This is a genomic window from Streptomyces sp. NPDC004721 (assembly GCF_053601495.1).
On sequence record NZ_JBSGBZ010000113.1, the window covers coordinates 1 to 10,321 of the forward strand.

A 10,321-nucleotide genomic window follows, 5' to 3' on the forward strand; every position below is an offset into this window, starting at 1 on the left:
GTAGGACGTCTTCACCGCGAGGTCGGCCTGGTATGCCGACCGGTTCCGGGCGGACACCTCGACCTGCGTCTGACCCTTGACGCAGAGGGTCACCGTATGCCCGGAGTCGTCGGCCTGGGCGACGAAGACCCGGCTGGAGCAGACCTGCATCATCGCGGCCGCCAACAAGTTGGCCGGCCGCACGGTCGTCCGCGCGCTGTGCATCCTCGCTCCCGGCTCCATGCCCGCGCCCGAGCCAGCTGACGTCGCCACGGTCGCCGCGGCCGCCCCCTCGGGCCCGGTGAAGACCTTGGAGTCCGCAGTGGACCCGGCCATCGCGGAGGCGGTGGAGCGGCAGACCGCCGCGATGCGCAAACGCAGCCGCCGCGTGTCCCCGGAGCCGGCCCCGGACGGAGGGCTGGCCTCGATCGAGGCCAGCCGTGCCGAGCAGCGCCGCCAAGCCGACGCCTCGCACGCGGCCGCCCCTGCGGCGTGCCCGTGCCGAGCGGACCCCCGCTGGTGAAGCGGCGTAAACGCGCTCCCCGTTGGCGTGCACGTCACTACCGTGAGCCAGGCCGCCATGGAACAGCCAGGGTACGAACAGACGTGGTAACCGCGGCAGGTTGGGAACCTGCCGTAGGCCGCGTCGCTGCCGTGGGTCCCATGCCTGCGCACGGGACCCGTTCCGCCGAGGTCAGTCCGCCGTGGTCTCCCACCCGTAGTCCGGCAGCTTGAAGAAGTCGTCCCCGTTGACCCGGTCGGCGCTGCCCGTGGCCAGGCCCGTCATCAGGGACTCCACTCCGGTACGTACGGACTGGACGAACATGCCTCGCTGCCGCTGTCCCAAGTCGTCCTGCTGTCCGCGGACTTCGAAGAGCACTGTGCCGGTTCCGTTGAGGGCGAAAGCGGAGCGGCCCTGGCCGGCGTATTCGCGCGCGTCGGGGTGAAGATAGCGGCCGGTCGCGGCGAGCCTCGACTGCTCGCCGTATGCGTCGGCGATGCCATTGGCCACCGTGAGCGCATAGCGGCGGGACTTGTCCTGGTCCAGCTTCGGCCACTGCTTCTTGTACTTGGCCCCGTCGTTCACGCCGAGCGGTGGATAGTCCAGCGAGACCGTGATCAGCTTGCCGTCCTGGGGGCCGCCCGTGATGCGCCCGCAGGGACCCATGTGGTGCAGATCGATGAACGCGTCGACAGATCCCTTCTCGTTGCGCGTCTTCACATACGTGTCACGGATCGCGCGCGACTCGGGGGAAAGGAAGAAGCCGGCGTCGGTCTGCTTGCCGGGGAGGTCGGAGGCCTGCGGGACGTAGTTCAGATCCGGGTTGAAGTCCCGGTTAAGGTCATAGCCGGGCTGGTCGATGCCGTCACCGCTGAGGCTGTGGTACCAGGCGCGCGGCGCCCCGGTCAGCTGGGGGAACTGCGCGACGGTCTGGTCCCAGGAGCGTACGTTGATACGACGGTTGAGCTCGCCGCCGTCTGGGTTCACCATCGGCATGGCAACCAGGGTGACTTTGCTGAGGAGTTCGGCGGTCTTCGGACCAGAGTCCGAACCGAGCTCCTTGAGGATGCCGATGAGGGCCTCCGTGCCCGTGCGCTCGTTGCCGTGAATGGCGCTGGTCACCATCAGGACGCGGGGGCCGGTGCCCACTCGCGCGGCCCACAGTTCACGGCCCTGGGTGGTGCGCCCGGCGACCTCGACCTGCACCCGGCCCTTGCTGGTCTTCTCGATCTGCCTCAGCGTGGCACCGAGTTGATTATGGTCGGTCCAGCCGGACCAGGACGGATCGTCGGAGATCTTGCAGTTGCCCGGCTCGCTTTCGGCGGCCGTGGCGGTGGCGGCGGCCGGTGAGGTGACCAGCACGGAGCCGAGAGCGGCGGAGGCCGCGACGGTGGCAACGGCTGTGCGTAGCGCTCGCGAACGGGTGTTCCGCGTGCTGCGGTAGGTGCGCATGGGGCGGGCTCCTCACGACGTTACGGGCGGGACTGGCGTGGGGGGCGTTCCGGATCATGCTGACCCGAGGGTCAAGGAAAGGTCAATGGGGCATACATGAATGCCCATGTCGGCGAACGGCCCCGAGGGCCGTGAGTCTCGGTGACGAAGAGACTACGAGGTGCACACCCGCCCAGGTCACCGCACTCCACTGGGGGACAACGGCGGAGGCGTGGATGCCGCGGCAGCCGACATGTTCCCTCGGTCCCCGTTTCCCATCCGTGCCCGTAGTGCTTCCTGTCATAAGCACGCCTGGGCAGCGCGGAGCATTACCAAGATCGAGGGCCTGAGCCTGGCGACGTCGGACAGCGACCCCGACGCGGCGTACACCGCCTGGATTCGCTCACAGGTCGAGTCCGCACGCGAGTACCGGCGTACCGAGCAGCGCCTGCACGCGCAGGAGTCCCGACGACGCTCCCGACACCTACGCGATGGCCGCTGCGGGAACCCGGCCTGCTGGCGAAGGCGAGCGACGAGGCGTAGGCCGCCGCGCGGGCTTCGTCCCACTTCACCTCCGCGCACCGGGCCTCGCCGTCTGGCAGCGTCGCCGGCCGAATTGGGAATGCTGGCCTTGCAATGTTGGCCTTCTAAGTCTAGCCTTCTAATTATGGACGCTCGCAATGCTCAGAACCGGTCCACCGCCACCGCGATCCGGGTGGCGCTGGGGATGCTCAAGCGACGCACCCGTGAGGCCGTGGCCGACGGGCAGTTGACGACCCCGGAGTTGTCCGCGCTGGCGCAGATCGATCGCAGCGCTCCGAGCACCGTCGCCGACCTCGCCCGTCTGCAGCAGATCACCCCGCAGGCGATGGGCTCCACCGTCGCGTCGCTGGAGAAGCACGGGCTGGTAACGCGGTCCCCGGACCCCAACGACCGGCGGCGATCGCTACTGACGGTGAGTGGCGCGGGCAGTGACGTCCTCCATTCCAGCCGCGACGCGATATCCGATCGCATGGCCGTCGCGCTCGGCGAGTGGTTCACCGACGACGAGGTCGCCACTCTGGCGGCTGCGGCTCCGCTGCTGGAACGCCTGGCCCAGCATCTCTGACCCTTGACCCAAACCAGCCCCCATGCCGAGCGTGCGGAGCCGATGACGTACGGTCTCGACCGCACACAAGGACGTGCGTATGTCAGTGACCGAAGAGCACTCCGCGACTTTGCCTGCGTACGGTGGCCACCCGTTTTCCTGGCGTTTCACCACGCCCCTGTTCGTCGGTTCGGCCCTCAATCCGATCAACAGCTCACTCATCGCGACGGCGCTGCTGCCGATCGCCAGCGACTTGGGCATCCAGATCGGCCAGACAGCGGCCCTGGTGGCCGCCCTTTACCTGGCGAGCACAATCACCCAGCCCACCGCGGGCAAGGCCGCCGAGGTGTTCGGGCCCCGGAGCGTCTTCATATCCGGCATTGTCATGGTCGCCCTCGGCGGCGTCTTCGGCGGCTTCGCGCAGAGCCTGTGGATGCTGATCCTGAGCCGGGTCGTGATCGGATTGGGTACCTCGTGCGCGTACCCGACTGCAATGCTGCTCATCCAACGCCGCGCGCGGGATGTCGGCATGGCCAAGCCGCCGGGCGGCGTCCTTGGCGGACTCATGATCGCCGGGATCGCCACCGCCTCCGGCCTTCCCCTCGGCGGCGTCCTGGTGAACGCCCTGAGCTGGAGAGCTGTCTTCTTCGTCAACGTGCCCGTCGCCGTCATTGCGTTCATTGCCGCGGTCGCCTGGATCGAACCCGACCCAAAGCGGGCCGAACGGATGAGCGCGCATGAGATCGCGTCGAAGCTCGACGTGTCCGGCATCCTCGGCTTCGTCGGAGCCATGCTGACGCTGCTGATCTTCCTGTTCGGTCTGCCGACCGCGCACTGGTGGGTCCTCGCACTGTCCATTGCGGCATGGCCGGTGCTGGTGCTATGGGAGCTGCGGGCGCGGACCCCGTTCCTCGACGTGCGGCTCCTGGCCGCCAATTCCGGACTCGCCAACACCTACCTGCGCTTCGGCCTGACCCAGTTGTGTGTATACGTCGTCCTGTATGGCGTCACCCAGTGGATCGAAAGCGGCCGCGGCTTCAGCGAGTCCGCCGCCGGACTGCTCCTACTGCCCATGACCCTGGTCTCGGGTCTCATCATCACGCCGCTCTCCCGGCGCAGCCTCGTCCGGGGGCTGGTCATCGCAGCCGCTGCCACCTGTCTGCTCGGATCGGTCGGCGTCCTGCTGCTCAGCTCCACAGCCTGGATCGGCACCGTGGTCATCCTGACACTCGTGTTCGGTCTCGCCGTCGGCTTCTCAACCGCCGGCAACCAGACCTCGCTCACCCAGCATGCCCCCGCCGATCAGTTGGGCACCGCGTCCGGGCTGCTGCGTACCTTCGGGTACGTCGGCTCCATCGGCGCCAGCGCCGTCACCGGCTTGGTCTTCCATCACAACGTCACCGATCACGGCGTCCACCAGATCGCCTGGATCATGACGGCCGTCAGTCTCGTTCTGGGGGCCCTCACACTCGCCGACCGCACCCTGCGGCCCGCCCGGCACTGACCGCTCAACAGCACCAATTGATCAAGGAGATACGCATGCCCATCACCACGATCGATCCCAACACGGCTCTCATCGTCGTCGATCTCCAGTCCGCCGCCCTCCACATGCCGACGGTTCACCCGTTCGACGCCGTCCTGGCCAACGCGGTGAAGCTCGCCGACGCCTTCCGAGCCAAGAAGCTCCCCGTCGTACTCGTCAACGTCGCCGGCGGTGCCCCGGGCCGCACCGAGCACGACTCCGGGGCCTCGGACCTCCCCGACGGCTGGACGGACCTCCTCCCGGAACTTAACCAGCAGCCCTGCGACAAGACCGTCACCAAGTACACCTGGGGCGCGTTCCACAACACCGACCTGGCAGAACACCTTCAGGAACTCGGCGTCACCCAGGTCGTCGTCTGCGGACTCTCCACTGCCATCGGTGTCGAGTCCACCGCCCGACAAGCCCACGAGCACGGCTTCCACGTGGCGCTGCCCCTCGACGCCATGACCGACCTCGACGCCGCTACGCACGAGAACTCGGCCACGTTGATCTTCCCCCGCCTCGGAGAGACGGGGACCACCGCCGAGGTCCTTGCCCACATCGGCGCCTGAACCCTCCACCGGCGCGGCGTGGATCACGTGCTCCACGCTGTTGGACGGTTGGGGCCTCGAAGTCGTACCGGTGGCCGGTGGCGTGGGTGACGAGCACGTCGGCCGCCAGGCGCGCTCCGGTCCGGCTTGTTCGAGTTCGGCCGTCCAACCGGGACCTGGCGGCAGGGGTCGCGGGCCTGGTGGTAGCGCACCGAACAGCACACCGCATCCCGTCGGGCACGTGGCGGCTACCGATGGTCGCCCCTGCCGACGATAGGTTAGACGCGCTGATGCAGCTGCGGTAGCGTACTTTCAGTGGGATTTGAAGATAATCCATAGACCGAACCAGCTGCTCACCAGGCCGGGTTATGCGCCGTTTGTGCGTGACGCTTGTTGCATCCAGTCTGAGCCATCTGGCAAGCAGGCGGGCCCGGCGAACAAGTGGCTGGCCGGAACAGTCCACTATCCCGGAGCAAAGTTGCGATTTCACAGCTCCTGGAGGTCATCGCCATGCATCTGATCGTATCTGGCAATCCCTTTGCCCGTAGCAGAGACGACGCCCCCGCGCGATGGCTGCTTGATATCCTGTGGCTGGTATTGGCCAGCGGTGAGGACACCAACGGCGAGTACTCCGTCATCGAACAGTTCATGCCGGTCGGGTCCGGCCCACCTCCGCACATCCACCCGTTCGAGGACGAGGCGTTTTACGTCCTGTCCGGCGAGATGACAGCCATCATCGGTGGGCAGAAAGTCGTCCTCGGGCCGGGTAGCCTGGGCCACCTCCCGCGGAACGTCGTGCACGAATTCAAGGTGACTGGGACGGAAGTCTGTCACTGCCTCAACTACTACACCCCGGCCGGATTCGAGCAGGCAATTCTGGGGTGCTCCCGGCCGGCGGAGCGCCGCGAGTTGCCCCCGCCCGGGCTGGATGCGCCGGACTCCACGCAGGTTGTGAGATTCTTCAACAACTACTGGGTTGCGCCGGCCAACCTCCCGTGGGCCCAGCAGAAGTGGTCGCGCGGCTGAGCGGTGTTCCCAGTCGCGTCGCTACCGCGATTGAGGCTGATCCTGAGCAGACGTACGCGGCGGCGGCCGCGGATCTCGGTATCACTGCCGAGTCCTTGCGGACGTGGGGTCCGCAAGGATGACTGGACGCCGCGCCGCGGGCGTGAGCGAGGCGTAGGAGCTGGCCCGGTTGAGGGCCGAGAATGCCCGGCTACTCAAGGCGGAGAAGGAATGGCAGCTGGAGCGCGAGATCCTGCGCCGGGCAGCGGAATCCCCGGGTCACCGCCCCTCCGAGGGGCGGTGACCAGGGGGTTCACCGCGGTGGTGCCGTCGTCAGCAGGTGTTGCACTGCTGGGGGAGAGTGTCCCAGAAGGAGGTGTCCGCCTGGTCGATCGAGCCGTCGGCGACCGCCTGGATAGTGGCCTCCATGGTGACCACCGACTGCCGGATCAGGTAGCCGTTGGACTTCTGGCCGAGTACATACGGTGCGTACTCGTGGTCGCTCATCCCGCGCATCTCGAACAGCAGCGTGGCGATGCCGTACTCGGCCGCCATGCCGTTACGGCCGATGGTGTTGGCCGAGCCCCCGTCGTACCGGCCGATGTGGCCCCAGCCGGTGCGGTTGACGTTGTGGTACACCACGGAGCCGAGCCGCTTGGACTTCTCGACCAGTTCGGGCGAGACGTCCGGGGTCGTCGGGTACAGGATCGAACCGGACACCAGATCACCGTTCACGCGGGACTGGGTGCCCTGGTGGTGCAGGTCGATCGCGTAGTCCACGTCGTAGGCGCGCAGCACGTTCTCGTGCAGGGCCTGCGTCTCGGGCTGCTCCTTGGCAACGTGGTCGCGGTTGAGGTCGACCTCGTTGGCGTTGTAGCGGGTCAGGTGGCGTTCGCCTTTGGCGAGGTAGCCGTCGAGGGGGAAGTTCACGTCGCCCATTGCGCCGTCGGCGTTGAACATCGGGATGAAGAGGATGTTCACCTTCTTGAGTAGCGAGGCCTTGGACGGCGAGCCGAGGGACTTGATGGTGTGCAGCATGGCCTCGGTGGTCAGCTGCTCGTTGCCGTGCTGCTGCGCCAGGTACAGGATCGTCGGGTTGTCCGGGTTGCTGACGTACTTGACCAGGTGGATGTCGCGGCCCTTGACGGTCTGCCCGATCACCTCGAGCTTCATGGCGTCCTGCTTGGCGTCCTGGGCCTTCAGGAAGCGGGCCACGTCGTCGTAGGTGGACAGGATCGAGGTGTTGATCGTCTCGTTGCCCCGGTAGTCGGGGCCTTCCCCGACCGCAGCGGCGTTGCCGGTGAACAGGGCACCGGTCAGCAGGATTGCGCCGGTGAGGGCGGCGGTAGTAGCACGGGCGGATCTGGCGAAAGCACTGGACCTACGCATGTGTTTCTCCCTGGTGCCGTGAGCAGCGTCTGACGGCGGGCGAGCCTATGATCTTGGTGAAAACCCGTCAATGCCTTTGTGGCTGAGCGGCGTTACTGCAGATGAGAGCATTTTGGCGGGAAAATGTCGCGAAGTGCACGGCCGTTACAGGCAGGACGGCCGCCCGCCGGGCCAGGTGCGTATGCGACAGGAGTAAGGCCCCGTTCACAGATGTCTCTTGAGCGCCTAGAGTGGCGCACACCCCCCTCGGAAGTGCCTTACGACACCTGAGGAGCAGTGAATGTCCGCTCGGAGTTGGGTCGCCACACTGGCGAGCACCGCCCTGATCGCCGGTCTCTCCACCGTTGCCGCCAACGCCACCGGCAACCCCACCGCCGGCGCGATCCCGCCGGTGTCCCACTGCGGCACCGAGGCCTCCGGATCCGGCAACAAAGGCTTCGTCGACTACGCGCAACTGACCACCGCTCTCCAGCAGCTGGAGACCAGCACCGGCGGCACCGTCGACGTGGAGGTGGCCGGGTACTCCAACCAGGGCCGCGCCATCCACACCGCGCGTGTCGGCGAGGGCGACAAGGTCGTGTACGTGCAGACGCAGATCCACGGCAATGAGATGCACGGCACCGAGGCGGCCCTGGAGCTGCTCAAGCAGTGGGGCTCCAACACCCCGGCGGCCAAGAAGCTGCGGGAGAACGTCACTGTGGTGGTCATCCCCCGGCTGAACGTCGACGGAGGCGAGCTCGACCAGCGGCAGAACGACATGACCTGGGACGAGGCCGTCGCCGACTTCCCGCAGCTGGCGGGTGCGTCTCCGGCGTGGAACTACAACTCCCGGGTCGGCGGTTTCGACATCAACCGCGACTTCCACCCGAACCTGGACTACGTTCCCTCCGCCAAGGACTTCCCGGGCGACAGCGCCGACACTGGCTGGTACATCACTCCCGAGGCGCAGACCTCCCGCGATGTCTACCGTTCGCTGGAGCAGGAGTTCGGCACCGTCGACTACTTCGTCGACCTGCACAACCAGTGGTCCTGCTACGCCACCGATGACATGGAGAGCATGTCGCCGCTGTCCATCTCGGCCAAGTTCATCGACAACCCGGCCGAGTTCGGCAGCTGGCCCAAGTTCGACATGGACGCCTCCAAGCGGGCCAACGTCGCCGTCTACCAGGCGCTCCAGAAGCGGGGCAAGTCCTCCTACGGCAAGCTGACCCTCTACCCCCAGTCCACCAACCTGCCGGGCACCGCGCTCGGTTCGTACCAGCTGCGCGGCTCTGCGGCGGTTCTCTTCGAGACGTCCTCGCAGACCCAGTACGACGGCATGAAGCGCAACGGCATGCTCACCAAGATGGTCGAGACTGGGCTCGGCGGCCTGGTCGACGCCGTCGCGGACGGCTCGGTGAACTCCCTCGACACGGGCGTCTACGACGCCATCCCGAAGCGCGTCACGCTGCCTTCCGACGGCCCCCGCGTCTGACGGAGCGGACGGCCCGCGGCACTTCCCGGCAGTCCGGCTCTCCCGTGGCTCCGCACCGACACTTCGGTCCGGAGCCAGGGGAACCGCCGCCCTGCCGGGAGGCGCCGCTTCACGCCTGCCGGGCCGCGGACCCGCCCTGCGCCGCGGCGAGCGCCGCGTCGGTATCGGCGGCGGCCAGGGTGGGCGTTGAGGTGGCCGTCGGCGAGAGCGGCGGCGGCGCAGGCGCCGACCTGGGCGGTGAGGTCGGTGGCGTTGCCGCCAACCCAATCGCCCGGGACGTCGGTGGTGCCGGCCATACCGGAGGCGAAGCGGAGGCCCGAGCCGTCCGGCAGGTGCTCCGTGGGCACCTGCAGGCCCTCTCATTGTGGTGTCTCAGGACGTTGGTGCCACCGCGTCCTCGAACGTCAGCTCCTGAGGGAGGGTGTCGAGCGGTTCCGGCGGCTGGTCGAAGGCGACGCGGTAGTCGCTGCCGGAGGTCTGGCTGATCGGCGGCTTCCCACCCACGACGATGTGTCGGTACCGAAGGACGGCCGGATGTCGGTCGCCGTTGCCCCGCAGTACTGCGGGGCCTTGGGCAAGCGGGCCAATTGCCAGGTCGCGGTCAGTGTCCACGCCGCGAGCGATTCCGCCTCCTGCCCACTGCAGTGGCGGCTGTTCCTGCCGAAGGCGTGGGCTGCGGACACCGAACGCCGGGACCTCACCCGCATCCCGCCCGCGGTCAGCCACCGCGAGAAGTGGCGGCTGGCTTTGGACATGCTCGACACGCTGGCCGGCTGGGGCATGACGCCGCCTGTTGTCGTGGCCGACGCCGCCTACGGCACCAATGCCCACCTACGGGCCGCCTGGCAGGCCGCGGAATCGACTATGTGCTGGCCGTCCGCGCGGACGTGACCGCCCACTCGTTCGATGCGAAGCCTGTGACCCCAGACCGCGACGGCCCCGTCGGCTGCTGGCCCCAGCCCCGCTACCGCCACCCCGCACCCTCGGTGGCAGCCCTGGCCGCCGGCCTCGGGCAGGAAGCATTCACCTCCCTCGCCTGGCGGCGGGGCTCACGAGGAGAGTTACGTTCCCGCTTCGCCGCCGTGCGGGTCCGCCCCGCGGGCAAGGCCGTCGAGCGACCGATCCGGGCCGCTGCCTCGGCCGGACAGGGCTGGTGGGACGGGGTCCTGCCCGACTGCCGGCTGCTGATCGAGTGGCCCGAAGACGCCGAGGCCCCCACCGATTACTGGCTGTCCAACCTGCCGGCCGACACCCCAATCGCCGACCTGGTCCGTCTGGCCAAGGTCCGCTGGCGCATCGAGCGGTGGGGCGCGCCCACGACCTCGTCACGGCGGCGACCGCGCTCAACTCCCTGCGCTGGACGGTCGGCGGGGTGGCGGGT

10 protein-coding genes and 1 pseudogene are annotated in these 10,321 nt (G+C 68.0%); 7 read left to right on the top strand and 4 right to left on the bottom strand.

Translation table 11 applies throughout. From position 1 onward, the window contains the following. On the bottom strand, nucleotides 1-204 hold a 204-nt coding region (locus tag ACWEK3_RS41315; RefSeq protein WP_453252158.1), incomplete at its 3' end, for a hypothetical protein. 16 nt (nucleotides 205-220) lie between these two features. Between ACWEK3_RS41315 and ACWEK3_RS41320 the strand changes: the two genes are divergently transcribed. Then, nucleotides 221-502 carry a hypothetical protein gene (locus ACWEK3_RS41320; RefSeq protein WP_453252159.1) on the top strand — a complete coding sequence of 94 codons (282 nt, stop codon included), beginning with the start codon at nucleotides 221-223 and terminating at the stop codon, nucleotides 500-502. Nucleotides 503-673: 171 nt separating this feature from the next. On the opposite strand, the gene ACWEK3_RS41325 is transcribed toward ACWEK3_RS41320, so the two are convergent. Continuing rightward, entirely contained in the window at nucleotides 674-1,933 is a 1,260-nt protein-coding gene (locus ACWEK3_RS41325; protein ID WP_453252160.1) for a M14 family zinc carboxypeptidase, read from the bottom strand. 646 nt (nucleotides 1,934-2,579) lie between these two features. On the opposite strand from ACWEK3_RS41325, the gene ACWEK3_RS41330 reads away from it, so the two are divergent. The 4 genes from ACWEK3_RS41330 (at nucleotide 2,580) to ACWEK3_RS41345 (ending at nucleotide 6,098) form a co-directional block, all read left to right on the top strand. Further along, a complete protein-coding gene (locus ACWEK3_RS41330; RefSeq protein WP_450547420.1) occupies nucleotides 2,580-3,020 on the top strand; it encodes a MarR family winged helix-turn-helix transcriptional regulator in 441 nt (146 codons plus the stop codon). A 79-nt stretch (nucleotides 3,021-3,099) separates the two neighbouring features. Beyond that, nucleotides 3,100-4,503 carry an MFS transporter gene (locus tag ACWEK3_RS41335; protein WP_450547419.1) on the top strand — a complete coding sequence of 468 codons (1,404 nt, stop codon included), beginning with the start codon at nucleotides 3,100-3,102 and terminating at the stop codon, nucleotides 4,501-4,503. Between the two features lie 35 nt (nucleotides 4,504-4,538). Further along, the gene (locus ACWEK3_RS41340) at nucleotides 4,539-5,093 is read left to right on the top strand and encodes an isochorismatase family protein (protein ID WP_450547418.1); all 555 of its coding nucleotides are present in this window, start codon (nucleotides 4,539-4,541) and stop codon (nucleotides 5,091-5,093) included. Nucleotides 5,094-5,582: 489 nt separating this feature from the next. Continuing rightward, a complete protein-coding gene (locus tag ACWEK3_RS41345) occupies nucleotides 5,583-6,098 on the top strand; it encodes a cupin domain-containing protein (RefSeq protein ID WP_450547417.1) in 516 nt (171 codons plus the stop codon). 312 nt (nucleotides 6,099-6,410) lie between these two features. On the opposite strand, the gene ACWEK3_RS41350 is transcribed toward ACWEK3_RS41345, so the two are convergent. Next, a complete protein-coding gene (locus tag ACWEK3_RS41350) occupies nucleotides 6,411-7,466 on the bottom strand; it encodes a M14 family zinc carboxypeptidase (RefSeq protein ID WP_450547416.1) in 1,056 nt (351 codons plus the stop codon). Between the two features lie 280 nt (nucleotides 7,467-7,746). Between ACWEK3_RS41350 and ACWEK3_RS41355 the strand changes: the two genes are divergently transcribed. Continuing rightward, entirely contained in the window at nucleotides 7,747-8,940 is a 1,194-nt protein-coding gene (locus ACWEK3_RS41355; protein ID WP_453252161.1) for a M14 family zinc carboxypeptidase, read from the top strand. A gap of 372 nt (nucleotides 8,941-9,312) precedes the next feature. Here the strand turns inward: ACWEK3_RS41355 and ACWEK3_RS41360 are convergent, their stop codons facing one another. After that, on the bottom strand, nucleotides 9,313-9,444 hold the full coding sequence (locus ACWEK3_RS41360) for a hypothetical protein (RefSeq protein WP_450547424.1): 132 nt from the start codon (nucleotides 9,442-9,444) through the stop codon (nucleotides 9,313-9,315). Here ACWEK3_RS41360 and ACWEK3_RS41365 point away from each other — a divergent pair. Further along, nucleotides 9,418-10,241, top strand: a pseudogene (locus ACWEK3_RS41365) (IS701 family transposase); the annotation flags it as partial. The gene ACWEK3_RS41360 and the pseudogene ACWEK3_RS41365 sit on opposite strands and share 27 nt — an antisense overlap. Nucleotides 10,242-10,321 lie beyond the last annotated feature (80 nt).

Coding starts and splice junctions, on each gene's coding strand:
- ACWEK3_RS41355 (WP_453252161.1), top strand. CDS start 7,747: ATGTCCGCTCGGAGTTGGGTCGCCACACTGGCGAGCACCGCCCTGATC.
- ACWEK3_RS41335 (WP_450547419.1), top strand. CDS start 3,100: ATGTCAGTGACCGAAGAGCACTCCGCGACTTTGCCTGCGTACGGTGGC.
- ACWEK3_RS41345 (WP_450547417.1), top strand. CDS start 5,583: ATGCATCTGATCGTATCTGGCAATCCCTTTGCCCGTAGCAGAGACGAC.
- ACWEK3_RS41320 (WP_453252159.1), top strand. CDS start 221: ATGCCCGCGCCCGAGCCAGCTGACGTCGCCACGGTCGCCGCGGCCGCC.
- ACWEK3_RS41325 (WP_453252160.1), bottom strand. CDS start 1,933: ATGCGCACCTACCGCAGCACGCGGAACACCCGTTCGCGAGCGCTACGC.
- ACWEK3_RS41330 (WP_450547420.1), top strand. CDS start 2,580: ATGGACGCTCGCAATGCTCAGAACCGGTCCACCGCCACCGCGATCCGG.
- ACWEK3_RS41350 (WP_450547416.1), bottom strand. CDS start 7,466: ATGCGTAGGTCCAGTGCTTTCGCCAGATCCGCCCGTGCTACTACCGCC.
- ACWEK3_RS41340 (WP_450547418.1), top strand. CDS start 4,539: ATGCCCATCACCACGATCGATCCCAACACGGCTCTCATCGTCGTCGAT.